The sequence below is a fragment of the Sphingomonas trueperi genome (genome assembly GCF_040545665.1).
GTDB lineage: Bacteria > Pseudomonadota > Alphaproteobacteria > Sphingomonadales > Sphingomonadaceae > Sphingomonas > Sphingomonas trueperi_B.
This window is the reverse complement of the sequence record NZ_JBEPMH010000003.1, coordinates 41,085-65,344: the sequence shown is the minus strand read 5'-3', so window position 1 is coordinate 65,344 and position 24,260 is coordinate 41,085. Positions and strand designations below refer to the sequence as shown.

Here is a 24,260-nt window from a genome sequence, read left to right as displayed (position 1 = left end):
TCGAAATGGCGGGTTCCGTCAAATCCTACAACCCCGATAGTGTATGAACGGGACCGGCATGCCGCGGGGCGATGCTGGAAATCGCGGCCATGCTCCCCTATTTTGCCTGCTGCAAAGGGGTCCGGCCATGTACCAGCGTCTCAAGCGCTATCTCGATTCGATTCATGCGCGCGATCCCGCGCCGCGCAGCCGGCTGGAAATCCTGCTCTATCCGGGCGTCTGGGCGCTCGGCTATCACCGTATCGCGCATGCCCTGTTCCGGCGCCGCCTCTTCTTCCTCGCCCGGCTGGTCAATCACTGGTCGCGCTGGATGACAGCGATCGACATCCATCCGGGGGCGACGATCGGCGACAATTTCTTCATCGACCATGGCTTTGTCGTGATCGGCGAGACCGCGATCATCGGCGACAACGTCACCATCTACCAGTGCGTGACGCTGGGCGGCACCAGCCCCGACAATGGCGTGGGCGGCAAGCGTCATCCGACCCTGCTAGACGGCGTGATCATCGGCTCCGGCGCGCAGGTGCTGGGGCCGATCACGGTGGGCGAGCGCGCGCGGATCGGTGCCAACGCCGTCGTCACCAAGGACGTGGCGCCCGGCGCGGTGATGGTGGGCATCCCGGCCAAGCCGACCTTGGTCGAGGCGGTGACCTGGCAGAAGGATTTCGTGCCCTATGGCACGCCGTGCAGCGACGGGTTCGATCCCGCCAGCCAGAAGCTGGAGCTGATGCGCAGCGAGCTGGACACGCTGCGCAAGCGGCTCGACGCGATGATTGCCGAGCGTGAGACTCTGGCCGAACGGCGCGACCGGGCCTGATGGGAACCGTCACCCCGCTCCCCCTCGCGCGGCCCGAGCAGGTCGGCTTCGATCGCCTCGAACTCAACCGGATCCTCGATCTCTACGGCCGGATGGTCGCCGCCGGGCATTGGCGCGACTATGCGATGCAGTTCGAGAAGGACTTCGCCGTCTTCGCCGCGTTTCGCCGCGCCGCCGAGCGGCCCGAATATCGGATCGAGAAAAGGCCGTCCTTGCGCAACCGCCAGGGCATGTGGGCGCTGGTCAACGAGAGCGGCGCGGTGCTGAAGCGCGGGCACGAGCTCGGCCCGGTGCTGGCGCCGGTCGAGCGGCGGCTGATGAAGCTGGTGGAAGAATAGGCAAGGATATCCTCCCCCTTGCGGGGGAGGATCGGAAACGCCGTCAGGCCAGCGCGCCCTGCTGGGTCGGCGGCAGGCGCCGGGCGAAATCGCCCAGCATGCCCACCGCAGCGCGGCGCATCGGGTGCCAGAAGGCGGAGAGCGACAGCAGCGCCGAGCCGATCACCAGCCCGGTGAATGCCGCGCTCAGCTCCACCGCGCCGCTCTGGTGGAACAGCGAGTACATCGCCCACAGCACATAGGCGAGGCTGGAGACGAGCAGCGCGCGCCGGTCCACCGCAAGCGCCACGAAGGCGAAGAACAGGTAGAGCGCGAAGACGAGCGCGGCCATCGGCGCGCCGATCTCGCCGTCGAACACGCCGAGCATGCGGAAGATCGGGTGCGCGATCAGCGGCGCGGCGGCGAGGTGCAGCCAGAAGGCGACGTCGGCGCGACGGGTGCGGCGTTCGAGATCGGTCATGTCCCAGCGCATCGCCGCCACGAAGGTCGCGATGCCGCCGACCAGCAGGATCGCGTTGACCCACTCCTTGGCGGCGGGGATCAGCGAGAGGATCAGGCCCACCGAGACCCCAACGACGGCCAGCGCGCCGGCAGCCACCGTGATCGGCACCATGAAGCGCCGCCAATGGACCCAGGCCGCGGCTGCGGTCAGGCTGCCCGCTACGGCCACGATCGTCCCGCCGAAGCGCTGCTGCGCGACCTGGCTGGTCAGGTGCAGCGTGTCGGTGAGCCAGTCGCCGTTGATCACGAACAGGCCCGCGATGGTCGCGCCCGCGCCGCCGACGAAGCCGAGCAGCAGCAGGATCGAGGGGAGCGCCAGGCGGCGCCGCGCGGTGAAATATTCGGCGAGCATCCAACTGGTCGCCGCGACCGCTGCACCGCCGCCGATCAGGTTCGCGCCGACCACGCGCGGCTCCGGGCCGCCCCCGGTCAGCATTTCGACCAGGCTGCCGCCCAGCTTGCCGATCGCCAGCAGGATCAGCGCCGCGGCGATGGTGACGAAGATGTCGTTGAAGCCGCTCAGCAGCCGAAAATGCTCTTCGTCCACCGCGGGCGTGGCCCGGCTGGCGGCGACATAGTTGCGGAACGCCGTCGCGGCATCGGGGGTGAGTGCCCCCGCCTCCACGGCGCCTGCCAGTTCGCTTTCGCTATACATCGGCAATCCTCCTTCGTAGCCGGAAGATGCCACGAGTGTATTGCTGATGCAATACGGTGATGCGCGTAGGCTAACGCTGCAGCCTGCTGAGGATGGCCATGGTCTGCTCGGCGCCCGATCCGGGAACGATCTCGCCGCTACGGTCGACGATCTGCGCCCATTGCGCGGCGACCGACTCGGGTGTCGGCTCGGCCAGCACTGCGCCCGGCGTGAGGGTGATATAGGCCGCCTGCACCACGCCCGCGCCGGCACCGACGATCATGTTGCTCGGCGCCTGCTCGGAGACCAGGAACAGCGCGGCCGGGGCGACCTGCTCCGGCGCGAAGGCGGCGAACGCGGCTTCGGGGAAGAGGTCCTCGGTCATCCGCGTGCCCGCGACGGGTGCGATGGTGTTGACGCGGATGTCGTGCTTGGCGCCTTCGAGGTGCAGCGTCTTGGTGAGCCCAGCCAGCCCGAGCTTGGCGGCGCCGTAGTTCGCCTGGCCGAAATTGCCGAACAGGCCGGTCGAGGACGCGGTCATCAGGATGCGGCCATAGCCTTGTTCGCGCATCGATTCCCAAACCGCCTTGGTGACGTTGGCCGAGCCGATCAGGTGGACGTCGACGACGAAGGCGAAGTCCTCGGGCGTCATCTTGGCGAAGCTGCGGTCGCGGAGCACGCCGGCATTGTTGATCAGGATGTCGATCCGGCCCCAGCGCGCCTTGGCGGCCTCTGCCATCGCGACCATCGCCGCGGCATCGGTGACGCTGCCGCCATCGGCGATCGCCTCGCCGCCGAGCGCCTCGATCTCTGCGACCACCGCACGGGCGGCATCGGAATGGCCCGACCCGTCGCGGCTCGCGCCCAGATCGTTCACCACCACGCGCGCGCCGCGCTTGGCCAGTTCCAGCGCATAGGCACGGCCGATCCCGCCGCCGGCACCGGTGACGATGGCGACGCGGTCGTCGAAGCGGATGGTCATGGGCACTGCTCTCCAACAAGGTTTTGCGGAGAGCCTAGGGGAGGTTGGCCGGAACGCCAACCTTGCTCCCCTCCCGCGGGCGGGAGGGGAGGGAAAGGCAGGACTTACTTGCCGCCGGGCTGGCGGCAATGGTCCTTCACGGTGCGCGAGCAACGCGGATAGCTGGCCGGATCCGACGGCGGGGGCGGCGGTGCGGCAGCAGCAGCCGGGGCAGGCGCGGCTGCCGGGGGCGGCGGAGCCGCTGCATCAGCGGGCGGGGGCGGGGGTGCCGGCGGTGCGCCCGGCGCGGTCGTACCCGGGGGCGGGGGCGGCGAGGGGGCGACGCCCGAGCCCGGCGGCGGCGGGGGCGGAGGCGGCGGAGGCGTCGCTTCGCCGGCGCCCATCGTGCCGGTCATCGGCGCGGGCGGCGGGGCGGCGGGATCGGTCTGCGGCGCAGGCATCGGTGCCGCCGGCGGGGCGGGCTGTGCCTGGGTCTGGTCCGGCGTCGTCTGCTGCGCCGGCATGTCCTGCGCAATGGCGGTGCCGCTAAGGACCATCGCCGAGGCGAGAAGCATCCACTTCATCTTGTGTCTCCTTCTTCATGAAAGACGAGGTGCGAACGTCCGCCGCGGCGGATTGTTGCAACCTTGTTTCCGGGAAGCTGGAGTCGAGGCGCGGCGATCGAGCGCCGCCGCGCCTCGATTTCGGCTCAGTTGCCCGCGTCCAGCGCGTAGCCGGCCGAGCGCACCGTACGGATGATGTCCGGACGGTTGCCCTTGTTGATCGCCTTGCGCAGGCGCCGGATATGGACGTCGACGGTGCGCGATTCGATGTCGCTGTCGTGCCCCCACACCGCGTCCAGCAGCCGCTCGCGCGAGAAGACCCAGCCCGGATGCTCGAGGAAATGCTTGAGCAGGCGGAACTCGGTCGGCCCGAGCTGGATTACTTCGCCGCCGCGGCGGACCTTGTGGCCCACCGTGTCCATCTCGATGTCCGAATAGGTGAGCGCCTCGCCCGCCAATGCCGGTCGCACGCGGCGCAGCACCGCGCCGACACGCGCCACCAGCTCGCGCGGCGAGAAGGGCTTGGTGACGTAATCGTCGGCGCCGGTCTCCAGGCCGCGGACGCGGTCTTCCTCTTCGCCGCGCGCGGTCAGCATGATGATCGGCACGTTCGCCGTCTCCGGCATGCGGCGCAGGCGGCGGCACACCTCGATGCCGGAGAGCCCCTCGACCATCCAGTCGAGCAGCACGATGTCCGGCGTCGCCTCCTTGGCGAGGAGCAGGGCTTCCTCGCCATCGGGGGTGTGCTTCACTTCATAGTCTTCGCGCTTGAAATGCCAGGTGACGAGTTCCGCGATCGCGGCATCGTCTTCCACCAGCAGCATCTTGACCCGTGCCATTATGTTCCCCTCAGCTCCCGCTGCTTTCGCCGGCTTCCGCTTCGGCGAGATAGTGCCCGGTCGCGGCAAAATAGACCATTTCGGCGACGTTGGTTGCGTGGTCGCCGATCCTCTCCAGATTCTTGGCGACGAACAGCAGGTGCGCGACCTGGCTGATCGTGCGCGGATTCTCGACCATGAAGGTCACCAGCGTGCGGAAGATCGAGTCGTAGAAATCGTCGAGCGCCGTATCGCTCGCATGCACCTCGGCCGCCGCCTTGGCGTCGCGCGCCGAAAAGGCGTCGAGCGCGGCGCGCACCATGTCGGCGGCCAGCTGCCCCATCGCCGGCAGGATCGACACCGCCTCGATCCGCTCCTCGCCCTCGGCGTGGATCATCGGCACGCGCTTGGCGATGTTCTTGGCGTAATCGCCGATCCGCTCGATCACCGCGGCGATCTTCAGCGCAGCGATCACCTCGCGCAGATCGTCCGCCATCGGGGCACGCAGTGCGATGACGCGAACCACCAGCTTTTCCAGCTCGGCCTCGATCGCATCGATCTGCTTGTCCTTCTTGCGGACGGTCCTGGCCAGCGCCTCGTCGCCGCGCTGCAGCGCCTTCATCGCGTCGTAGATCGCCTGCTCGGCGAGCCCGCCCATCTGCGAGATCAGCGCGCGCAGCTGGCCGATGTCCTGGTCGAACGCCTTGACCGTGTGTTCGTGGCCCGATGCCATCAGCCATACCTTCCGGTGATATAGTCCTTCGTGCGCTCTTCGCGGGGCGCGGTGAAGAGGTTGTCGGTCTCGCCATATTCGACCAACTGGCCGAGATGGAAGAAGGCGGTGCGCTGCGACACGCGCGCAGCCTGCTGCATGTTGTGCGTGACGATCACGATCGCATAGCGGCCGCGCAGCTCGTGGATCAGCTCCTCGATCTTGGCGGTGGCGATCGGATCGAGCGCGCTGGCCGGCTCGTCCATCAGGATCACTTCGGGGTCGACCGCGATCGCGCGGGCGATGCACAGCCGCTGCTGCTGGCCGCCGGAAAGCGCGGTGCCGCTGTCGGACAGGCGGTCCTTCACCTCTTCCCACAGCCCCGCGCGCTTCAGCGAGCGCTCGACGATCTCCTCCAGGTCGGACTTGGAGGCGGCCAGGCCGTGGATGCGCGGCCCGTAGGCGACATTCTCGAAGATCGACTTGGGAAAAGGGTTGGGCTTCTGGAACACCATGCCGACGCGCGCGCGCAGCTGCACGACGTCCATGTCGTCGGCATAGATGTCTGCGCCGTCCAGCGTGATCTCGCCCGACACCCGCGCGCTGGCGATGGTGTCGTTCATGCGGTTGAAGGTGCGCAGGAAGGTCGACTTGCCGCAGCCCGACGGGCCGATGAACGCGGTGACCTTGTCCATGTCGACGTCGATCGACACGTCCTTCACGGCCTGTTTCTGGCCGTAGAACACGCTGACGCCGCGGGCCGACATCTTGTGGGGAGCGGGGGAGAGGGCGGTCATTACCAGCGGGTCTCGAACTTGTTGCGGAGGTAGATGGCGAGCCCGTTCATCGCGAGCAGCACCGCGAGCAGCACCAGGATCGCGGCGCTCGTCTTCTCGACGAAGCCGCGGCTGACTTCGTCGGACCAGAGGAAGATCTGCACCGGCAGCACGGTCGAGGGATCGGTGAAGCCGCCGGGCGCGGTGACGATGAAGGCGCGCATGCCGATCAGCAGCAGCGGCGCGGTCTCGCCCAGCGCGCGGGCCATGCCGATGATCGTGCCGGTGAGGATGCCGGGCATCGCCAGCGGCAGAACGTGGTGGAACACCACCTGGATCGGGCTCGCGCCGATGCCGAGCGCGGCGTCGCGGATCGACGGGGGCACCCCCTTGATCGCGTTGCGGCTGGCGATGACGATGACGGGCATGATCATCAGCGCCAGTGTCACGCCGCCGACCAAAGGCGCCGAGCGCGGCAGCATCGGGCCGAAGCTGTGCCCGCCGATCTGCCAGATGCCGAGGAACACGGCGAGCCCCAGCAGGCCGAAGATGATCGAAGGCACCGCCGCGAGGTTGTTGATCGAGACCTCGATCAAATCGGTCCAGCGGTTCTTCGGCGCATATTCCTCGAGATAGATTGCCGAGAGCACGCCCACCGGGAAGGCGATGAGGAAGGTGATCGCCATGGTGAGCAGCGAGCCCTTGAGCGCCCCCCACACGCCGACCGCGACCGGATCGGTCGAATCGGACTCGCTGAGGAACGTCCAGTTGAAGCCTCGCCGGATCGCACCCTGCTGGGTGAGCCGGGCGACTCCCGCCTCCATCGCCGGGTCGCCGTCCCCAGCCAGCGCACGGTCGAAGCCGGTGGCGGCGGGGACATAGACGGTCGCGCGCCGCTCGAGCAGCGAGGGATCGCGCTTCACCGCGCTGCGCACCGCCAGCCAGGCGCTGGGGGCAAGGTAGCTGGCACCGTCTGCACCGAAGGCACGGGTCGCGGCATTGTCTACCACGTCCTCCAGCCCCGCGCTCGCGAGCGCGAGATCGGCGGCGGGGGTGGCGAGTTGGTTGCGCTCGATCTTGAGGCCGTCCGCCTTCAGGTCGATCGGCAGCGCGAGTTCGGTGACGGTGAAGCCGCGCCAGCCCTGCGCCACCATGGTCAGCAGCAGGAAGCCGAGGAACGCCGCCGACAGGATCACCGCGCCTGCACCCAGCACGCGAAAGCGCCGCTCGGCGGCATAGCGGCGGCGGATGCGCTTCTGCATCGCCGGGCTGTTCCAGTCGGTCGGCCGGCGCTCGGCCTGGGCGGCGGGCTTACTCATAGGCTTCGCGATACTTCTTCACGACGCGCAGCGCGACGATGTTGAGCAGCAGGGTGATGACGAACAGCGTCAGCCCCAGCGCAAAGGCAGCGAGTGTCTTGGGACTGTCGAACTCGGCCTCGCCGGTCAGCAGGTCGACGATCTGCTTGGTGACGGTGGTGGCGCTCTGCAGCGGGTTGAGCGTGATCGTCGCGGCGCCCGAGGCGGCCATCACCACGATCATCGTCTCGCCGATCGCGCGGCTGACGGCGAGCAGCACGCCCGCGACCACGCCCGGCAGCGCAGCGGGGACGAGCACGCGCGTGATCGTCTCGCTGGTCGTCGCCCCCATGGCCAGGCTGCCGTCGCGCATCGAGGTCGGCACCGCGGCGAGGGAATCATCGGCCATCGAGGAAACGAAGGGGATGATCATCACGCCCATCACCAGGCCTGCCGCCAGCGCGCTTTCGGAGGAGGCGAAGGGATCGCCGAGCAGCACCGCGAGCCTGCGCACGGCGGGCGCGACGGTGAGCGCGGCGAAATAGCCATAGACCACGGTGGGGACGCCCGCGAGCATCTCCAGCGTCGGCTTCATCCAGCGGCGCGTGGTCGGCGAGGCATATTGGGTGAGGTACACCGCGCTCATCAGCCCGAAGGGAATCGCGACCAGCATCGCGATCACCGCGCCGATTAAGAAGGTGCCCCAGAACAGCGGCACCGCGCCTAGCGACGCGCCGGGATCCTTCGCGTCGATCACCTGCGGGCTCCAATGGGTGCCGAACAGGAACTGGGTGATCGGCACTTGCTGGAAGAAGCGCAGCGATTCCCAGAAGAGCGAGACGAAAATGCCGATGGTGGTGAAGATCGCGATCAGCGAGGCGACGAGCAGCCCCATCATCAATGTGCGCTCCACCTTGGAGCGGGCCCGGAAATCGGCGCGGATGCGGCTCAGCGCGAAGGCGGCACCGGCAAAGGCGAGCAGCACGGCGGCCGCGGTGCCGGTCCAGGCATAGCGGCGGCTCGCGTCGCGCACGACAGGGGCAAGCTGGCGGGCGAGCGGATCGGCTTCGGTCTCGTACGGGTTCTTCGCCACCGCGCGCGCCTGGGCGAGCACCGAATCGCGCTCGAAGGCGAAGTCGGAGAGGCCGGCGGCGACGGGACTCTGCAGCACGGTCTGGCGGACGAGGCCGGGGCTGATCCCCGACCAGACGACCAGGAACAGCAGCGGCGGCAGGATCGTCCACATGCCGACGAACCAGCCATGCTGCGCCGGGAGCGAATGCAGCCGCTTGGCACCCCCGCGATCGAAGCGCAGCGCGCGCGCCCGCGCGGTCAGCCAGCCGATCAGCCCAAGGCCCAGGATCAGGAACGATAACGCGAAGGGGTTCACCGGCGGAGGATCTCGGCAGGATGGGGGGCGGGGGGCGGGGTCACTTGAGCGCGGCCGGATCGAGCGGGGTGAGATCGGCCACGCGCTTCGCCATCTCGGCGCGCATCGCCTCGGGCGCCGCGATCAGCCCGCGCTTCACCAGCGGCCCGCCCGGGCCCCACAGCGTGGTGTAGAGCGTCAGGAAATCCTTCAGCCCCGGCACGGCCTTGAGGTGGCGTTTCTTCACATAGAGGTAGAGCGGGCGGGCGCCCGGATACTGGCCGTCGGCGATCGTCGCATAGGTGGGCGCCACGCCTTCGATCGGCACGCCGTGCAGCCGGTTGCGGTTTTCTTCGAGATAGGAATAGCCGAAGATGCCCAGCGCATTGGGGTTCTGCGCCAGCCCCTGGACGATCAGATTGTCGTTCTCGCCCTTGTCCACATAGGGTCCGTCGTCGCGGATGCGGCGGCATTCGGCGTCATAGTGCGAAGGATCCGCCTCGGCCTTGAGCTTGGTCGCGTTGGGGTCTGCTTCCAGGCAGCCGGGGGCAAGCATCAGCTCGACGAAGGCGTCGCGGGTGCCGCTGGTCGAGGGCGGGCCCATCACCAGGATCGGGATCGCGGGGAGGCTGGGGTTCACGTCCTGCCAGGTGCGCGCGGTGTTGGGCTTGCCGAGCGGCTTGGCGGCGAGCGCCAGATAGACGTCGCGCTTGCTCAGCTGGAGCTTGGGCCCCTGGTTCGATTCCGCGAGTGCCACCCCATCCAGCCCGATCACGATCTCGAGGATCTCGCCGACGTCATTCTCTTCGCAGCGATCATATTCCTTGCGCGTCATCCGGCGCGAGGCATTGGCGATGTCCGGGAACTGCGCGCCCACGCCCTCGCAGAAACGGCGCAGGCCCGCACCGCTGCCGATCGATTCCACCACCGGCGCCTTGCGGCCGCTGCGCGCGTTGACAAAGGCCTCCGCCACCGCGGTGGTGAAGGGATAGACGGTGGACGAGCCGACGACGCGGATTTCGCGCGTGGCGCTGCCGTCGCACGCCGACAGGGCGAGCGTGCCGAAGGCGATCAGCGCTAGACGACCCAGCATCGTCACTTCTTGCTCCCCGAGGATGGCGGTGTTCCGGATCGCGGAGTCTGCGCCTCGCTTCCCACGCTTCGCCCATCCGGCAATCGCGTTACGACTTTATGACACTCGGCTCGATCGGCAGCCGCACCGAGACGGTGGTGCCGACGCCGACGGTGGACGCGATATCGAACCGTCCGCGGTGGCGCTCGACCACATGCTTGACGATGGCGAGGCCCAGCCCGGTGCCGCCCAGCGAGCGGCTCCGTCCCGAATCGACGCGATAAAAGCGCTCGGTAAGGCGCGGAATATGCTCGGCCGGGATGCCCTCGCCCTGGTCGGCAACGGCGAAGCGGACCATCGTGTCGCCCTCGCTGCGCAGCGAGACGGTCACCGGCGTGCCTGCGCGGCCGTATTTCATCGCGTTGCCGATCAGATTGTGGAGCAGTTGGCTTAGTTGGGTGCGATCGCCGCGCACCGGCGGCACCCCTTCAATCTCGGTCACCAGATCGGCGGCGCGGGGGCTGCCCGAAAGCTCGGTGCAGACTTGGCCGATCAGCTCGGCGAGCTGCACCGACTCCGCCGGCGCACGATATTTCTCCGCCTCGATCCGGCTCAGCGAGATCAGGTCGCTGATCAGCCGGTCCATGCGCCGCGCCTCGTCGTGCATGATCTTGAGGAAGCGGGCGCGGATCTCCGGTTCCTCGCCGGCGCCGTCGGCCAGCGTCTCGACATAGCCCAGCAGCGAGGCGAGCGGGGTGCGCAGCTCGTGGCTGGCATTGGCGACGAAATCGACGCGCATCCGGTCGGCGGTATAGCTGCCGGTGCGGTCGACGAGGTGGACGACGCGCTCGCCGGTCTCCAGCGTGCGGACGCGCATTTCCCAACGCTGCTCACGGGTGCCGAGCCCGACCAGGTGAATCGGCGCGCTATGGTCCTCGCCCGGATCGAGCAGGCGTTCGGCGGCGGCGGGGTGGCGGATCGCGAGGCGTACGTCCTCCCCCAGGATATGCTCGCCGAGCAGTGCGCGCGCGGCGGCGTTGGCGGCGATCACGCGGGTGGCGGCGGTCACCAGCACCGGCTCGGCGATCGCTTCGATCACCTCGGCGAAAGCCGGGTCGCGGTCCGCGGCGGCGGCATCGTCGCGCGGTGCGGGAGCGGGATCGCCGCCGATCGCGACGATCAGCACCGCTGCGATGGCACCGACCAGCAGCACCAGCGTCAGTTGCAAGTCGCCGCCGACCAACAGCCCGACGACCGCCGACAGCGCGGCGACACCCAGTGCGAGGCTGATTCGGAAGCCATGGGCCGAAAGCATGGCGCCTTCTAGCGTGCAATCGTCCCAAGACGAGCCCGTATTTACGATTGCGAAATGGGCGCGGGCGCAGAAGAAGAGAGCGATGGACGATCCCAAACCAGAAGAACAGCCGACCCGCCGGCGTGCGCTGATGCTCGGCGCCGCGAGTGCGGCCGCGATCGTCTCGATCCGCCCGGCGCTGGCGCAGACCAACGCCTCGGTGATGCAGTGCGAGATTCCGGTTACCGATCCCGGCCGCGCGGGCAGCTATATCGCACCCGACGGTCGTGTGGTGCCCGCCCGCACCCCCGGCGCCTTCCCGGCACCCGGTCGCAACTTCAAGGCGCAGGACGTCAAGCGCGCGCTGGGCGGCGGCACGCTGCCGGGCACCGACCCCCAGGCGAGCCGCGCCTATACCAATTACATCCGCCGCCTGCAGCGCGGGACCAGCGGCTTCACCTGCTTCGCCTCGCTGCAGATGCCGCGCGGCTGAGGGGCCGGGCGGTGTTCTATCGCGCCGCCGATCCCGCGACGCTCCGCATCGTGCCGCTCGATGCGCTGACGCTGATCTACCACCGCGCCTCGGGCATCACCCATATCGTCGACGCGCCGGTGCCTGAGATCCTCGACATCCTCGGCGAAGGCGCGCGCGACGTGGCCGGGCTGCTTGCGGTGCTCGCCGAGCGCTTCGATCTCGCCGATCCCGATCCGGCAGCGCTGGCGGTGCGGCTCGACGAACTCGTCGCCGCCGGGCTGGTGGAGCGGACATGCGCCATCTGAAGCTGCTCCGCATCGGCCCGCTGGGCTTCCGCATCGGCAGCCACTGGCGCGAGCCGATCGCCGCGCTCGACGATCTCTATCGCGAATATCCGGCGCCGCGGGACGGGATAGCCGACTTCAACGTCCACCTGTTCGCTGCCCGGCCGTGGCGGCGGGTGCTGCGGCCCTCGGTGCACATCGCGGGGGACTTCGTGATCCCCGACGCTGCGCCGCTGCCGCTGGCGCAGGGGCTGCTCGCCGCAGAGATGGGGATGAACCTGCAGGTGGCACTGGGGCTGCGGCGCTATCTGCTGCTCCACGCCGCGATGGTCGAGCGGGGCGGCCGTGCGGTGCTGATGACCGGCATCTCGGGTGCGGGCAAATCGACGCTCGCCGCGCTGCTGATGGCACGCGGCTGGCGGCTGATGGGCGATGAATTCGCGCTGATCGATTGCGCAACCGGGCTCGCCCATGCCTTTCCGCGGCTCGTCAGCCTGAAGAACGAGGCGATCGACGTGGTCGCGCAGGCGTTGCCGCACGCGCGCTTCGGGCCGCTGCTGGAGGGCACGCCCAAGGGCACGATCCGCCATCTGGTGCCCGACGCCCGCGCCATCGCGGCGATGAAAGTGCCCGCCGAACCCAGCCTGATCCTGTTCCCGCGCTTCGGCTTCGAGCCGGCGGAGCGGCCGGTGCTGCCGAGCGAGGCGTTCGTCCGGCTCACCCAGGCCTCGACCAATTATGTCACGCTTGCCGAGCGCGGGTTCGAGGCGTTGACCCGGCTGGTGCAGCAGGTGCCTTCGCGCGCGATCGACTATCCCGATGCGGCAACCGCGCTGGCGATGGTGGAGGCGCTGGCATGAACCCGGCGCTGTTGCTCACCCGCGTGCTGCGCGACCCCGGCGCGATCGGGGGGCTGGCGGCTGCCGATTGGAACGCGCTCTGGGCGGTCGCCCGCGCCGAGCAGCTGGCGGGCACGCTCGCGCACCGTATCGCCGGGCTGCCGATGCCGCAGGCGGCGGCGCGGCTGGTGGAAGACGCCATCGCCTCGGCCGAGCAGGGCCGCACCGCCGCGCTCTGGGAGGCCGAGATGGCGCGGCGCGCGCTCGCCGGGATCGAGGCGCCGGTGGTGCTGCTCAAGGGCACCGCCTATGCCGCGGCGGGGCTGTCGCCTTCGACCGGGCGGGTGATCGGCGATCTCGACATCCTCGTGCCGCGCGAGGCGATCGAGGCGGTGGAAGCGGCGCTGCTCGCGGCGGGGTGGGAATGGGTGAAGCCCGATCCGTACGACGACGCCTATTACCACCGCTGGATGCACGAGCTGCCGCCGCTGATCCATCGCGACCGCGACAAGATGATCGACGTGCACCACACGATCCTGCCGCTCACCGCGCGCATCCGCCCCGACGCGGCGGCGCTGCTGGCGGGCAGCGTGGCGCTGGAGAACGGGCTGCGCATCCTCGGGTCGCAGGACATGCTCTGCCACGCCGCCGCGCATCTGTTCGCCGATGGCGACCTGGCGGGCGGGATGCGCAACCTGTGGGACATCCACTGCCTGCTCGGCGAATTCGGCTTCGAGGGGCTCGCGGAGCGCGCGGCGCATCACGGGCTGGGCGCCGCCATGCGCCGCGCGGTGCGGCAGGCGGTGCGGCTCTACGGCACCGAAGCCCCGCCCGCATGGCAGGGCTGGGATGCGCTCGATCCGCTGTTCCACCGCCGGCTGACCGCACGCGACGGCTGGGGGCGCTCGACCCGCAAGGCGGTGCAGCTCGGCTTCTACCTCCGCTCGCACGCGCTGCGGATGCCGCCGGCGATGCTCGCCCGGCATCTGTGGACCAAATGGCGCAAAGGGCACCGGCCGGGCTGATTGCCCAATGTTCGTCATTCCGGCGAAAGCCGGAATCCATTGGCTTCACCGCTGCGGCCCTTTCTGCGGACCGAGGCGAATGGATCCCGGCTTTCGCCGGGATGACAAGGGGAGAGAGGCAGGTTTGGCGCGATTCACCAAACCAGCCTCTCTCCACCATCAGAAGGTCGCGATCTTCACCATGAACCGCACGTTGCGGCCCGGCTGGACCACGAGATCCTTGTTGAGCGAGGCGGCGTTGCGCTGCACCTCGTCGGTCAGGTTCTGGCCGACGATGGCGAACTCGATCCCCGGCTGCGACTTGAACGGCCGCCAGGCGATGTTGGCGTTGAGGTTGTTGTACCCCGGCGTCGCCGTGTCAAACGCACCGAACTTGTCCTGCTCGCCGGCATGGACGAACTGCACCGCCGCATCGAGCTGTGGGCTCAGCCAGTTCACGCCGCCGCCCAGCCGATAGGGCGGGATGCGCGGCACGTTGCCGCCGCTGTCCAGCGTCGCGCGGGTATAGTCGGCCAGCGCGGTCAGCTGCAGCGTACGGTCGTGTGCGTGGAACAGGTCGTAGCTCGCCTTGCCTTCCAGGCCGCGGAAATGCGCGCCCTGCTGGCGATAGTTGAGCTCCTTCAGATCGCCGTCGCCGCCCAGCGTGCATGTCCCGTCGTCATCGCAGGTGCGCCCGGTCAGGTCGCCATAGATATAGTTGTCGAACCAGGTCGAATAGGCGCTGCCGTCGAAGTGGAAGCGATCGAGGTTCACCCGCAGCGTCGCCTCGACCGAATTTGCGCGCTCGATCTTCAGGTTCGGGTCGCCGGTCTCGAAGGTGTTAGGGCCGTCATGCCCGCCGCGGGCGAACAGCTCGGTGATCGCCGGGGCGCGACCCGTGCTCGATCCGGTGAGGCCGAGCTTCACATGGCTGCCGACATCGAGCAGCGCCCCGATCGCCCCGCTGACGGGGGTGAATTCGCGCGCGGTGAAGACGTCGCTCGCCGGGGTGCCTTCGCTGCGGACATGCTCTACCCGGCCGCTGGCCTGCAGGTGCAGGATATCCGTCACCGGCACCTCGGTGAAGAGATAGGCCGCTTCGCTCTGGGTGGTGGTGGGGAACAGGTAGCTGCTGTCCTGCCCGATCGCCGAGAACTTGCGGTTCTGCAGCTCGAAACCGATCGCGGAGTCGCGGATCGGGCCCAGCGGATTGAGCAGGAATTCCAGGTGGCCGTCGAATTCCTTGTTGCGGAAGGTCGTGTCGATCGTGCCGTCCGGTTCCTTCTCGTCATGCGTATAGTCGGCATAGCTGGCGTCGAGGTTGACCGACTTGAGCGGGCCGGCGTTCACCGCGAACACGTCGCGCGACATCACCTTGGTCTGGCGCATGTCGATATAGGTGGTGTCGCTGGGGATGCCGTACTTAGAATTATACTGGCTGACCGACAGGCCGATGTGGCTCGCATCGTTGCCGCCGAAGAAATAGGAACCGCCCACCGACGCGCCGTGGCCGCGGAAGAAGCTGTTCTGCTGGGTGCCGAGCGGCGTGTCGTAATCGCCGGCGTCGCGGTAGAAGCCGTCGGCATGCAGCGCGACCGAGCCCAGCTTGGCATCGACCAGCGCACCACCTTCGCCGACGTTCGAGACGGTGCCGTAGCTGCCTTCCGCTTCGCCTGAGATGGGGTCGCTCGGCAGCTTCATCGGCACGCGGTTGTTGATCACGTTGACCACGCCGCCGATCGCCTGGCTGCCATAGCGCAGCGTGCCCGCGCCGCGGACGACCTCGATGCTTTCCGCCGCAAAGGGATCGACGGGGATGCCGTGATCGGGCCCGATGTCCGACACGTCGGAGCTGCTGGCGCCGTTCTCCAGGATACGGACCCGCGTCGCGTCCATGCCGCGGATGATCGGCCGGCTGGCGCCGCTGGCGAAGCTGGTGGCCGAGATGCCGGGCTCCTGCGCCAGCGCGTCGCTGATGCTCGCCCCGCCGCTGCGCAGGATCTGGTCGCGATCGACATGGGTGACGATCGTCGGCACCTCGTCGCTGGAAACAGCATAGGGCGCGGCGGTGACGACGATGATGTTTTTGTCGTTGGCCTGCTGCGGATCGGTGTCGGCAAAGGCATGGGGAACGAACGCGACGATCGCCGCGCCCGTGAGAAGGGCAGTACGCATGAAGGAAACTCCGTGAACCTGGGGTGCGCCGCTCGGGCGGCGCCAATCGTTGGTCAGGCGCGGAGTTCGGGCGGCGCGCGGCTGCGCCAGGCGTGCGAGCGGACGAACCGCGGCGCGGGATCGGCGGCGAGCGGGGCATGCCATTCGCCTGCCGGCAGCGGCGGCGCGACGGTAGGTGGCACGGAGGCGAGATAGGCGGAGGCCGACGCAACCTCGTCGCAAAGCGGACAATCCTCGTCGTCGTCGCTCTGCTTGGGGCTGTGGTGCGCATGCGGCGCCGCGACCCAGCCTTGTCCCGGATGCACATGTGCGCGGACGATCCCCGCCTGCCAGCACAGCGCGAACGCCAGCAGCAGCGCCGGCAGCAGCCGGAGGAACAGACCAGGGATGCGGAAGACGCGCATCCGCAATGCCGTACTGCAGCATCGCATATGTTTCAATATATCATTGGTCGATGGCGGCGATATCGATCCGTGTCGTGGTGGCGAGGGCCAGCGGGGCCGTGCGGTGCGAGACGAGGACCAGGCCGCTGCCGGTCGACTGCAGCCAGGCATCGACGCGGCGCACCAGTTCCGCTTCGGTCGCGGTGTCGAGGCCCTCGCTGGGTTCGTCGAGCAGCAGCCAGGGGCGCCCGGCGAGCAGCGCGCGAGCGAGCGACAGCCGCTTGCGCTCGCCCCCGGAGAGCGTGCCGCCGGCCTCGGCGAGCGAGGTCTCGAGCCCGGCGGGCATTGCGCGCACGGTCGCATCGAGGCAGGCGGTGTGGAGCGCCTCCCACATCGCCGCCTCGGTGATGCCGGGGCGGGCGACGCGGAGATTGTCGGCGATCGAGCCGGCGATGAGCACCGCGTCCTGCGGGGCGAGCGCGCATTGGCGGCGGAGCGCATCGGCGCTGCACTGTGCGATCGGCGTGCCGTCCAGCGCGAGGGCGTGCACGGGCGCGCGGAGCCCCGCCAGCGCCTCGATCAGCCGCGTCTTGCCGGTGCCCGAGGCGCCGAGGATGGCCACGCGGGCGCCGGGGGCGAGCATGTGGCTGCCGAGGGTGATCGGCCGGGCGACGGTGCCGGCCGGGGGCGCGGCGGCGCGTTCGTCCGGCAGCTCGGCCAGCGTGGCGAGGCGCGCCAGGCCCTGCTCGACGCTCGCCTGGCGCAGCGCGGTGCGGGCGAAGGCCGCCATCGCCTCTACCGATGCGGCGGAGGCCAGCAGGGCCAGCGCGCGGACGGGGGCACTCGCGTCGGACAGCGCGAAGACGATCGCCGCGGTCAGCGCGCCATATCCGGCGAGCAGGCCGGCGACAGCGCCGTCGCCGCGGGCAAGTGCGGCACGGGCGCGGTCGAGCGGGCGGGAGAGTTCGGCGATCGTGTCCGCCACGCGCGGGGCGAGGCCATAAGCGATGATCTCGGGCCGGGCGGCGGCATAGTCGACAAAGGCAGTGCGCAGCGCACCCAGCGCCTCGGCGGCCTCGGCGGAGGGACGAGCGGTGAGGCGGCGTGCGGCGAGGGTGAGCAGCGGCGGCAATACGGCGAGCAGCAGCGCCAGCGCCAGTGCAGCCTTCCAGCCGGCCAGTGCCACCAGCGCCACGGCGAAGCAGGCGGCCGCGAGGCTGGCAGGCCGGCTCGGGCGGCGGACGACCAGGTCCTCCAGCGCTTCGATGTCGCCGATCAGCCGGGCACTGGCGTCGCCGCCGGCAAGGTCGGGCGCGGTGCGGCTGTCCTGCGCAGCGAGCTTGCCGAACAGGCGGCCACGCAGATCGGCCATCGCGGTGAGCGCGGCCTGGTGCGACAGCAGGCGCTCCCCGTACCGTCCGCCGGTGCGCAGGATGGCGAGGCCGCGGATCGCGGCGCTGGGAATCAGATAGTTGAATGCGGCGACCGCGGCCGCGCCGCTCGCCCCGGCGATGGCGGCGCCGGTGAGGAACCAGCCAGACAGCGCCAGCAGCAGGATCGCGGCGAGCCCGGCAATGGTCGCGCAGGCCAGCGCCTGACGGAGCGTGCGGCGTTCGGGAGCGGCGAGGGGGAAGGGGTTCACAGCGTCACCTCGGCATCGGCGGCGGCGATCAGGCGCGCGTCATGGGTGGCGACGATCACCGCGCGCTCGGCGGCGACCGCGCGGAGCAGCGCAGTTATCGCGGCGGCGCTTTCGGCATCCAGATCGGCGGTGGGTTCGTCCGCGAGCAGCAGCGGGCGGTCCGCCAGCAGCGCGCGGGCGAGACCGAGGCGCCGCCGCTCGCCGCCGGACAGGCCCGAGCCGCGATGGTCGAGGGGGAGGTCCAGCCCGGCACCGCGGTGGGCGAGCATGGGCGCGAGGCCGACGCGGTCGATCGCGGCGAGCAGCTCGGCGTCGGAAGCGTCCGGCGCGGCGAGGGCGAGGTTGTCGCGCAGCGTGCCGGGCAGGATCAGCGGGTGCTGTGCGGCCCAGGCGATGACGGTTTGGCAGGGGGCTACGTCTACTCCCCCCTCCCGCTTGCGGGAGGGGATGGGGGAGGGTGTGACGTGGAGGATTTGCCTCGACGGCGTCGCCCGCTCGCCCGACTCACCCTCCCCTAACCCCTCCCGCAAGCGGGAGGGGGACTGATGGCTTTGGCGCTCGGGCGCTTCTTCGGGCGATAGGAATCGCAGGCTGCCCTCGCCGGGCACGATCTGCCCCGCGATCGCCGCCAGCAGGCTGGTCTTGCCGCTCCCCGTCGGCCCGGTCAGGGCCACCAGGCCGGTCGTGCCGATCGACAGGCGCACCGGCCCGATCGTCCGGCCCGGCCAGGCGATCACCAGGCCCTTCGCCTCCACGCCCGTGAACACCTCCGGCACCGGGGCAGGCGCCACCACCTCCGGCACCGCCGCGATCGCCGTACGCGCGGCTTCGCCGAGCTGCTTGTCGTGATACGCCGCGGCCAGTCGCCGCATCGGCAGGTAGAATTCGGGCGCCATCGCCAGCGCGAAGAACGCTTCGCGCAATGTCAGCGTCTCGGGATCGGGGAAGGGGAGCAGGCCGAGCAGGCTGAATCCGCAATAGACCGCGACCAGCGCCACCGCGAGCGCCGAGAAGAACTCCAGCACCGCGCTCGACAGGAAGGCGACGCGCAGCACCGCGACGGTGCGCGCGGCAACCTCGCGCGTGGCGACGCCCACCTGTCGCGCGATCCGGTCCTCGGCGCCGAAATGCCGGAGGATCGGCAGCGTGCGGACGCGATCGACGAACAGGTCGGACAGGTCGCCCAGCGCTTCCAGCTGGCGCTCGGACGCGCGCTTGGCGGCGGTGCCGGCGAGGATCATCCCGAAGATGAAGGGAACGAGCGTGCCCAGCAGGATGCCCGCCGCGACCATGCTCGCACAGGCGATTATCGCCACCGCTACCAGCGGCGCCGCGGCGGCTGCCACCCGGGCGGGAACGAAGCGCGTCTCATAGCCTTCGATCGTCGCGACATGGTCGATCGCCAGCACCGCCGACTGCCCGCTCGACGGTGCCGCGCCGCTGCCGAGCAGCCGCGCCACCAGGCTGCGGCGGAGCGGCGCGGTGCTCGCCTGCGCGCCGCGCACCGCCAGCACCGGCACCCCCCAGGCGGTGGCCGCGCGGACCAGCCCGCCGCCCAGCATCGCCGCGAACGCCGCGCCCGGCACCGCCTGCCCGGCGGCTGCCGCGGCGACGCCGTCGGCAATGCCCCAGGCGAACAGCGCCGCGCCGCCCAAATCGATGATCCAGGCGAGCCCGGCCTGCTTCTGAAGGGTCATATTCGCCAATGCTAAAGCCTCATTCCGGTTGCGACAGGAATAGGGGATGTTCCGCATAGGCGCAGCCCACACCAAAGCCTAGGCCGCGGATCACCGGCTCTTTGCTGAGGACAAAACTATGGATATGGCAGTCGTAGAGCTGTCGCGCCTGCAATTCGCGCTGACAGCGATGTACCACTTCCTGTTCGTGCCGTTGACGCTGGGCCTTTCCGTGATGCTCGTCATCACCGAGAGCGTCTATGTCGTCACCGATCGCCCGATCTGGAGGGACATCACCCGTTTCTGGGCCAAGCTATTTGGCATCAACTTCGTCCTCGGTGTTGCCACCGGTCTGACGATGGAATTCGAATTCGGGACCAACTGGTCCTATTACTCGCATTATGTGGGCGACATCTTCGGGGCGCCGCTGGCGATCGAGGAGCTGATGGCCTTCTTCCTCGAAGCCACTTTCGTCGGCCTGATGTTCTTCGGCTGGGATCGCCTGTCGAAGCGCCAGCATCTGATGGTGACCTTCCTTACCGCGCTCGGCACCAATCTGTCGGCGCTGTGGATCCTGGTCGCGAACGGCTGGATGCAGCACCCCGCGGGTGCCGCGTTCAACGCCGACACGATGCGCATGGAAGTCACCGACTTCATGGCGGTGGTGTTCAACCCCGTCGCACAGGCGAAGTTCGTCCACACGGTCAGCGCCGGCTATGTCTGCGCCAGCGTGTTCGTCCTCGGCATCTCGGCCTATTATCTGCTGCGTGGCCGGCATCTGGAGCTCGCCAAGCGCAGCTTCGCGGTGGCGGCGGCGTTCGGCCTGGCGGCCTCGCTGTCCGTGGTCGTGCTGGGCGACGAGAGCGGCTATGCGCTGACCGACAACCAGAAGATGAAGCTCGCCGCGATCGAGGCCGAATGGCACACCGAGGCGGCACCGGCCGGCATCACCGTGTTCGGCTTCCCCTCCAACTCGGGCCGCGAGACCTATTTCCAGGTCAAGGTGCCCTATGTGCTCGGCCTGATCGGCACGCGTAGCCTGACCGGCCAGGTGGAAGGCATCTACCCGCTGGTGGGCAAGGCGCGGCTGCGCATCGAGAACGGCCTCACCGCCTATGATGCGCTGCAGACGCTGAAGACCGACCGCAAGAACATCGCCGCACGGGCGAAGTTCGAAGGGGCCAGGGGCGACCTCGGCTATGCCCTGTTGCTCAAGCGCTGGGTCGCCGATCCGCGCCAGGCGACGTCCGCGCAGAAGGATCGCGCCGCCTGGTCGACCGTTCCCAACGTGCCGGCGGTGTTCTGGCTGTTCCGCGGCATGGCGGGCCTGGGCTTCTTCTTCATCGCCTTCTTCACCGCCGCGCTCTACTACGCCAATACGCGCCGCTTCCACCGCAAGTGGTTCCTGCGCACGGCGATGTGGATCATCCCGCTGCCCTGGCTCGCGATCGAGTTCGGCTGGGTCGTCGCCGAAGTGGGGCGCCAGCCCTGGGCGGTGGACGGCGTGCTGCCGACCTTCCTCGCCACCTCGAGCCTGACCGTGCCCGCCTTGTGGACCACGATCATCGGCTTCACCGCGCTCTACGGCCTGATGGCGGTGATCGAGCTGCGGCTGATGCTGGCGGCGATCAAGCACGGGCCCGAGACCTACGAGCCCTGGCAACCCCGCCACGATCCGGTGCCGACCGCACCCGATCCGCGGCCGCTCCACGCCGTTCCCGCGGAATGAGCGCGAGCAAGGAGAAAGAACATGTCCATCCCGCTCGATTATGAAATCCTGCGCCTCATCTGGTGGGCGCTGCTGGGGGTGCTGCTGATCGGCTTCGCGCTGACCGACGGCTTCGACCTGGGAACGGCAGCGCTGCTGCCGTTCGTGGGCCGCACCGATGAAGAGCGCCGCATGGTGATCAACACCGTCGGGCCGACCTGGGAAGGCAACCAGGTGTGGTTCATCCTGGGGGGCGGCGCCATCTTCGCCGCCTGGCCGTTCGTCTATGCGGTCAGCTTCTCGGGCTTCTACCTGGCGATGTTCCTGGTGCTGTCGGCGCTGATCCTGCGGCCGGTCGGCTTCAAATACCGCTCCAAGCGCCCCGACGCCGCCTGGCGGTCGCGCTGGGACTGGGCGCTGTTCGTCGGCGGCTTCGTACCCGCCCTCGTCTTCGGCGTCGCGGTGGGCAATGTGCTGCTCGGCGCGCCCTTCCGCCTAGATAGCGACCTGCGCTCCTTCTACGAAGGCACGCTGCTCGGCCTGTTCACCCCGTTCAGCCTCGTAGCCGGCCTGCTTTCGGTCGGGATGCTGGTGCTGCACGGCGCCGGCTGGCTAAGCCTCAAGGCCGAAGGCGTGGTGGTCGAGCGCGCCCAGCGCTTCGGCACCGTCGCCGCGATCCTCGCGATCGTGCTGTTCGCGGTGGGCGGCGCGTTCGTCGCGTATGGCGACATGGGGTATCGCCTGGTCGGCGCAGTCGATCCCAACGGACCGTCCAACCCGCATCTGATCCAGACGGTGAAGGCGCCGGGGGCGTGGCTGAGCAACTACGGCACCTATCCGTGGATGCTCATTGCCCCGGTGCTCGGCTTCCTCGGTCCGGTGCTGGCCCTGGTCGGCATCCGCGGTCGCAAGGGGGCGCTGGTGTTCGCCGGCTCGTCGCTGGCCAATGTCGGCATCATCGCCACCGTCGGCCTGTCGATGTTCCCGTTCATCCTGCCGAGCGCGATCGACCCGGCCTCCAGCCTCACCGCCTGGAACGCTTCGTCGAGCCACCTCACGCTGTTCATCATGCTGGGCTGCGTGCTGGTCTTCCTGCCGATCGTGCTCGCCTACACCGCCTGGGTGTACAAGGTGATGTTCGGCCGCGTCCGCGGGGAAGAGCTGCGGCTCAACCCCGACCTCTACTGAGGAGTTGAACCCATGTGGTATTTCGCCTGGATCCTGGGGGTCTGCCTGGCCGTCGCCGCCGCGGTGCTCAACGGCATCTGGCACGAGTTCCATTCGGACCCGAACTCGGACCTGACGGTCCTCGACTGAGCGCAAAGGAAAGGGGCGGCCGCACGGCGACCGCCCCTCCGCCCCGAAGGCCGGCGATCCTGACAAGGGATCGGCCGGCCTTTGCCTTTTGTCAGACCGGCCCGCCCTCGGCGCGGCGCTCAAAGATCGCCGCGAGCTCCAGGTGCAGGCGCTTGTGCCGTTCGTTGGGCGCGCGAGTCGCGCGGTCCCGCTCCTGCTCGGCGCGCAGGCGGAAGTGATTCGTAAGGGGCGCGTGGTGCAGGGAGGACATCGACCCGGTCTCGTTTTGGGTTTTGTTCATTGCCTGCCTAATGTCGTATTTATCGTCGTCGGCGGCCATTCCGTAGAAGTCACGGTGTGTATCGCTACGGGATCAAGCGCTTGCGCTTGACGCACGCAGGATCCGCCCTGCCGTGCGGCGCGAATCGCCGGGAACCCAGTGCCGCCGGCTCCCGTTACCCGGGGATAGCCATCACGACAGGAGCATGATTTGGAGCGGTTGATCGCCGACCTTCCCGGCTGGGTGACGAGCATCGCGCTGATCGCGGCCGCGATCACGGTGGCGTTGCTGGTACACCGCCTCGCCTTTTCGCTGGGGCGGCGTGCGGCGGCGCACAGCAAGGGCCAGCTCGACGACATCGTCATCCGTCGGCTGTACCGCCCGGCGCGCTGGCTGTTGGTCGCGATCGCCTTGTCGTTCATCCAGCCGGGGCTCGATCTCGGGACGAGCGGCACGCGGGCCTGGGCGCAGGCGGCGGGCCTGCTGGTGCCGGGGCTGATCGGCTGGATGCTGGTGGCGCTGCTCGGGGTGATCTTCGACTGGGTGCTGCTGCGCGCCGACGTGAGCGTGGCGGACAATCTCCGTGCCCGGCGGCGGCGGACGCGCGCCTCGATCCTCCACCGTGTGATCGTCTTCGTGGTGCTGGCGATCACCTTCTGCCTGATGCTGATGAGCATCCCCAGCGTGCGCAGCATCGGCGTGACGCTGATCGCCTCGGCCGGCCTTGCCGCCCTGGCGGTGGGCGCTGCCGCCCAGCCGGCGCTCAAGAACCTGATTGCTGGCATTCAGATGGCCTTCTCCGAGCCGATCCGGCTCGACGACGTGGTGATCGTCGAAGGCGAGTGGGGGCGGATCGAGGATATCCGTCTCACCTATGTCGTCGTGCGCATCTGGGACGATCGCCGGCTGGTGGTGCCGGTGTCGCAGTTCCTGGAGAAGCCCTTCCAGAACTGGACGCGCGAGACCAGCCAGCTGCTCGGCAGCGTGTTCTGGTATCTCGATCCCGCCGCGGATATTCCCCGGTTGCGCGCCAAGCTGGAGGAACTGGTCAAGGCCAACCCGCGCTGGGACGGCCGTTTCTGCAACCTGCAGGTGACCGACACCAAGCCCGAGGCGATCGAGGTGCGCGGGCTGATGACCGCCAAGGACGCCTCGACCGCCTTCGACCTGCGCTGCGACATTCGCGAGGGGCTGCTAGCCTATATCCGCGCCGAGATGCCCGAGGCACTCGTCCGCAACCGCGGGTTGCTGGAGTTTAAGCCACCGCGGATGGAGAGCGACTCCTTATCCTAAAGCCGTCATCCCGGCGAAAGCCGGGATCCAGTCGCCGCTCGGCCGCAGCAGG

25 protein-coding genes are annotated in these 24,260 nt (G+C 69.1%); 10 read left to right on the top strand and 15 right to left on the bottom strand.

Annotation, left to right across the window (positions count from 1 at the left end; translation table 11 throughout):
- Positions 1 to 127 precede the first annotated feature (127 nt).
- Both epsC and ABIC65_RS11080 read left to right on the top strand, forming a co-directional pair.
- Complete coding sequence (gene epsC / locus ABIC65_RS11085; protein WP_354308692.1) at positions 128 to 817, top strand: serine O-acetyltransferase EpsC; 690 nt, start codon at positions 128 to 130, stop codon at positions 815 to 817.
- Entirely contained in the window at positions 817 to 1,155 is a 339-nt protein-coding gene (locus ABIC65_RS11080) for a DUF2794 domain-containing protein (RefSeq protein WP_354308691.1), read from the top strand. The genes epsC and ABIC65_RS11080 overlap by 1 nt, the downstream gene beginning before the upstream one ends.
- A gap of 43 nt (positions 1,156 to 1,198) precedes the next feature.
- Here the strand turns inward: ABIC65_RS11080 and ABIC65_RS11075 are convergent, their stop codons facing one another.
- From ABIC65_RS11075 to ABIC65_RS11030, 10 genes are all read right to left on the bottom strand, one after another.
- Positions 1,199 to 2,311, bottom strand: a complete 1,113-nt coding sequence (locus ABIC65_RS11075; protein ID WP_354308689.1) for a hypothetical protein — start codon at positions 2,309 to 2,311, stop codon at positions 1,199 to 1,201.
- A 70-nt stretch (positions 2,312 to 2,381) separates the two neighbouring features.
- A complete protein-coding gene (locus ABIC65_RS11070) occupies positions 2,382 to 3,272 on the bottom strand; it encodes an SDR family NAD(P)-dependent oxidoreductase (protein WP_354308688.1) in 891 nt (296 codons plus the stop codon).
- A 104-nt stretch (positions 3,273 to 3,376) separates the two neighbouring features.
- Positions 3,377 to 3,835 carry a hypothetical protein gene (locus ABIC65_RS11065; protein ID WP_354308686.1) on the bottom strand — a complete coding sequence of 153 codons (459 nt, stop codon included), beginning with the start codon at positions 3,833 to 3,835 and terminating at the stop codon, positions 3,377 to 3,379.
- A gap of 125 nt (positions 3,836 to 3,960) precedes the next feature.
- Positions 3,961 to 4,653 (bottom strand): phosphate regulon transcriptional regulator PhoB, encoded by a 693-nt coding sequence (phoB, locus tag ABIC65_RS11060; RefSeq protein WP_064314091.1) that lies wholly within the window; start codon positions 4,651 to 4,653, stop codon positions 3,961 to 3,963.
- 10 nt (positions 4,654 to 4,663) lie between these two features.
- A complete protein-coding gene (gene phoU, locus ABIC65_RS11055) occupies positions 4,664 to 5,365 on the bottom strand; it encodes a phosphate signaling complex protein PhoU (protein ID WP_354308684.1) in 702 nt (233 codons plus the stop codon).
- Positions 5,365 to 6,141: a phosphate ABC transporter ATP-binding protein PstB gene (pstB, locus tag ABIC65_RS11050; RefSeq protein ID WP_354308683.1), complete on the bottom strand. Its 777-nt coding sequence runs from the start codon at positions 6,139 to 6,141 to the stop codon at positions 5,365 to 5,367. Before pstB ends, phoU begins: the two co-directional genes overlap by 1 nt.
- Positions 6,141 to 7,439 carry a phosphate ABC transporter permease PstA gene (gene pstA / locus ABIC65_RS11045; protein ID WP_354308681.1) on the bottom strand — a complete coding sequence of 433 codons (1,299 nt, stop codon included), beginning with the start codon at positions 7,437 to 7,439 and terminating at the stop codon, positions 6,141 to 6,143. Before pstA ends, pstB begins: the two co-directional genes overlap by 1 nt.
- The gene (gene pstC, locus ABIC65_RS11040; RefSeq protein WP_354308679.1) at positions 7,432 to 8,808 is read right to left on the bottom strand and encodes a phosphate ABC transporter permease subunit PstC; all 1,377 of its coding nucleotides are present in this window, start codon (positions 8,806 to 8,808) and stop codon (positions 7,432 to 7,434) included. Before pstC ends, pstA begins: the two co-directional genes overlap by 8 nt.
- Before the next feature lie 40 nt (positions 8,809 to 8,848).
- Positions 8,849 to 9,880, bottom strand: coding sequence for a substrate-binding domain-containing protein (locus ABIC65_RS11035; protein WP_354308677.1), 1,032 nt, complete (start codon positions 9,878 to 9,880; stop codon positions 8,849 to 8,851).
- 88 nt (positions 9,881 to 9,968) lie between these two features.
- Positions 9,969 to 11,174 carry a sensor histidine kinase gene (locus tag ABIC65_RS11030; RefSeq protein WP_354308676.1) on the bottom strand — a complete coding sequence of 402 codons (1,206 nt, stop codon included), beginning with the start codon at positions 11,172 to 11,174 and terminating at the stop codon, positions 9,969 to 9,971.
- Positions 11,175 to 11,256: 82 nt separating this feature from the next.
- On the opposite strand from ABIC65_RS11030, the gene ABIC65_RS11025 reads away from it, so the two are divergent.
- From ABIC65_RS11025 to ABIC65_RS11010, 4 genes are read left to right on the top strand one after another with little or no spacing between them, the layout of a single operon-like run.
- The gene (locus ABIC65_RS11025) at positions 11,257 to 11,646 is read left to right on the top strand and encodes a hypothetical protein (RefSeq protein WP_354308675.1); all 390 of its coding nucleotides are present in this window, start codon (positions 11,257 to 11,259) and stop codon (positions 11,644 to 11,646) included.
- An 11-nt stretch (positions 11,647 to 11,657) separates the two neighbouring features.
- On the top strand, positions 11,658 to 11,933 hold the full coding sequence (locus ABIC65_RS11020; protein ID WP_354308674.1) for an HPr-rel-A system PqqD family peptide chaperone: 276 nt from the start codon (positions 11,658 to 11,660) through the stop codon (positions 11,931 to 11,933).
- Positions 11,921 to 12,772 (top strand): HprK-related kinase A, encoded by an 852-nt coding sequence (locus ABIC65_RS11015; protein WP_354308673.1) that lies wholly within the window; start codon positions 11,921 to 11,923, stop codon positions 12,770 to 12,772. The genes ABIC65_RS11020 and ABIC65_RS11015 overlap by 13 nt, the downstream gene beginning before the upstream one ends.
- Positions 12,769 to 13,776: a nucleotidyltransferase domain-containing protein gene (locus tag ABIC65_RS11010; RefSeq protein ID WP_354308672.1), complete on the top strand. Its 1,008-nt coding sequence runs from the start codon at positions 12,769 to 12,771 to the stop codon at positions 13,774 to 13,776. Before ABIC65_RS11015 ends, ABIC65_RS11010 begins: the two co-directional genes overlap by 4 nt.
- Positions 13,777 to 13,935: 159 nt before the next feature.
- On the opposite strand, the gene ABIC65_RS11005 is transcribed toward ABIC65_RS11010, so the two are convergent.
- Genes ABIC65_RS11005 through ABIC65_RS10990 form a run of 4 tightly spaced genes read right to left on the bottom strand, consistent with a single transcriptional unit; the run spans position 13,936 to position 19,652 of the window.
- On the bottom strand, positions 13,936 to 15,930 hold the full coding sequence (locus ABIC65_RS11005; protein ID WP_354308670.1) for a TonB-dependent receptor: 1,995 nt from the start codon (positions 15,928 to 15,930) through the stop codon (positions 13,936 to 13,938).
- Between the two features lie 53 nt (positions 15,931 to 15,983).
- The gene (locus tag ABIC65_RS11000; protein WP_354308669.1) at positions 15,984 to 16,334 is read right to left on the bottom strand and encodes a DUF2946 family protein; all 351 of its coding nucleotides are present in this window, start codon (positions 16,332 to 16,334) and stop codon (positions 15,984 to 15,986) included.
- Between the two features lie 40 nt (positions 16,335 to 16,374).
- Positions 16,375 to 17,955, bottom strand: coding sequence for an ATP-binding cassette domain-containing protein (locus ABIC65_RS10995; RefSeq protein ID WP_354308668.1), 1,581 nt, complete (start codon positions 17,953 to 17,955; stop codon positions 16,375 to 16,377).
- Positions 17,952 to 19,652, bottom strand: coding sequence for an ABC transporter ATP-binding protein/permease (locus ABIC65_RS10990; protein ID WP_354308667.1), 1,701 nt, complete (start codon positions 19,650 to 19,652; stop codon positions 17,952 to 17,954). Before ABIC65_RS10990 ends, ABIC65_RS10995 begins: the two co-directional genes overlap by 4 nt.
- A gap of 118 nt (positions 19,653 to 19,770) precedes the next feature.
- Here ABIC65_RS10990 and ABIC65_RS10985 point away from each other — a divergent pair, with 118 nt between their 5' ends.
- Genes ABIC65_RS10985 through cydX form a run of 3 tightly spaced genes read left to right on the top strand, consistent with a single transcriptional unit; the run spans position 19,771 to position 22,656 of the window.
- Complete coding sequence (locus ABIC65_RS10985; RefSeq protein WP_354308666.1) at positions 19,771 to 21,360, top strand: cytochrome ubiquinol oxidase subunit I; 1,590 nt, start codon at positions 19,771 to 19,773, stop codon at positions 21,358 to 21,360.
- Between the two features lie 21 nt (positions 21,361 to 21,381).
- Entirely contained in the window at positions 21,382 to 22,527 is a 1,146-nt protein-coding gene (gene cydB / locus ABIC65_RS10980; RefSeq protein ID WP_354308664.1) for a cytochrome d ubiquinol oxidase subunit II, read from the top strand.
- A 12-nt stretch (positions 22,528 to 22,539) separates the two neighbouring features.
- The gene (cydX, locus tag ABIC65_RS10975; protein WP_121078683.1) at positions 22,540 to 22,656 is read left to right on the top strand and encodes a cytochrome bd-I oxidase subunit CydX; all 117 of its coding nucleotides are present in this window, start codon (positions 22,540 to 22,542) and stop codon (positions 22,654 to 22,656) included.
- Between the two features lie 91 nt (positions 22,657 to 22,747).
- Here cydX and ABIC65_RS10970 read toward each other — a convergent pair whose 3' ends face one another.
- Positions 22,748 to 22,975: a hypothetical protein gene (locus ABIC65_RS10970; protein WP_354308662.1), complete on the bottom strand. Its 228-nt coding sequence runs from the start codon at positions 22,973 to 22,975 to the stop codon at positions 22,748 to 22,750.
- A gap of 150 nt (positions 22,976 to 23,125) precedes the next feature.
- Here ABIC65_RS10970 and ABIC65_RS10965 point away from each other — a divergent pair, with 150 nt between their 5' ends.
- Positions 23,126 to 24,208 carry a mechanosensitive ion channel family protein gene (locus ABIC65_RS10965; protein WP_354308661.1) on the top strand — a complete coding sequence of 361 codons (1,083 nt, stop codon included), beginning with the start codon at positions 23,126 to 23,128 and terminating at the stop codon, positions 24,206 to 24,208.
- Positions 24,209 to 24,260 lie beyond the last annotated feature (52 nt).

Excerpts from the sequence above, each read along its gene's own strand:
- pstA (WP_354308681.1), bottom strand. The coding sequence starts at position 7,439 with ATGAGTAAGCCCGCCGCCCAGGCCGAGCGCCGGCCGACCGACTGGAAC.
- phoB (WP_064314091.1), bottom strand. The coding sequence starts at position 4,653 with ATGGCACGGGTCAAGATGCTGCTGGTGGAAGACGATGCCGCGATCGCG.
- ABIC65_RS11070 (WP_354308688.1), bottom strand. The coding sequence starts at position 3,272 with ATGACCATCCGCTTCGACGACCGCGTCGCCATCGTCACCGGTGCCGGC.
- ABIC65_RS11000 (WP_354308669.1), bottom strand. The coding sequence starts at position 16,334 with ATGCGCGTCTTCCGCATCCCTGGTCTGTTCCTCCGGCTGCTGCCGGCG.
- cydB (WP_354308664.1), top strand. The coding sequence starts at position 21,382 with ATGTCCATCCCGCTCGATTATGAAATCCTGCGCCTCATCTGGTGGGCG.
- ABIC65_RS11075 (WP_354308689.1), bottom strand. The coding sequence starts at position 2,311 with ATGTATAGCGAAAGCGAACTGGCAGGCGCCGTGGAGGCGGGGGCACTC.
- ABIC65_RS10985 (WP_354308666.1), top strand. The coding sequence starts at position 19,771 with ATGGATATGGCAGTCGTAGAGCTGTCGCGCCTGCAATTCGCGCTGACA.
- cydX (WP_121078683.1), top strand. The coding sequence starts at position 22,540 with ATGTGGTATTTCGCCTGGATCCTGGGGGTCTGCCTGGCCGTCGCCGCC.
- ABIC65_RS10990 (WP_354308667.1), bottom strand. The coding sequence starts at position 19,652 with ATGACCCTTCAGAAGCAGGCCGGGCTCGCCTGGATCATCGATTTGGGC.
- ABIC65_RS10970 (WP_354308662.1), bottom strand. The coding sequence starts at position 22,975 with ATGGCCGCCGACGACGATAAATACGACATTAGGCAGGCAATGAACAAA.
- ABIC65_RS11015 (WP_354308673.1), top strand. The coding sequence starts at position 11,921 with ATGCGCCATCTGAAGCTGCTCCGCATCGGCCCGCTGGGCTTCCGCATC.
- ABIC65_RS11010 (WP_354308672.1), top strand. The coding sequence starts at position 12,769 with ATGAACCCGGCGCTGTTGCTCACCCGCGTGCTGCGCGACCCCGGCGCG.
- ABIC65_RS11065 (WP_354308686.1), bottom strand. The coding sequence starts at position 3,835 with ATGAAGTGGATGCTTCTCGCCTCGGCGATGGTCCTTAGCGGCACCGCC.
- ABIC65_RS11035 (WP_354308677.1), bottom strand. The coding sequence starts at position 9,880 with ATGCTGGGTCGTCTAGCGCTGATCGCCTTCGGCACGCTCGCCCTGTCG.
- ABIC65_RS11080 (WP_354308691.1), top strand. The coding sequence starts at position 817 with ATGGGAACCGTCACCCCGCTCCCCCTCGCGCGGCCCGAGCAGGTCGGC.
- ABIC65_RS11005 (WP_354308670.1), bottom strand. The coding sequence starts at position 15,930 with ATGCGTACTGCCCTTCTCACGGGCGCGGCGATCGTCGCGTTCGTTCCC.
- pstB (WP_354308683.1), bottom strand. The coding sequence starts at position 6,141 with ATGACCGCCCTCTCCCCCGCTCCCCACAAGATGTCGGCCCGCGGCGTC.
- epsC (WP_354308692.1), top strand. The coding sequence starts at position 128 with ATGTACCAGCGTCTCAAGCGCTATCTCGATTCGATTCATGCGCGCGAT.
- phoU (WP_354308684.1), bottom strand. The coding sequence starts at position 5,365 with ATGGCATCGGGCCACGAACACACGGTCAAGGCGTTCGACCAGGACATC.
- ABIC65_RS11030 (WP_354308676.1), bottom strand. The coding sequence starts at position 11,174 with ATGCTTTCGGCCCATGGCTTCCGAATCAGCCTCGCACTGGGTGTCGCC.
- ABIC65_RS11025 (WP_354308675.1), top strand. The coding sequence starts at position 11,257 with ATGGACGATCCCAAACCAGAAGAACAGCCGACCCGCCGGCGTGCGCTG.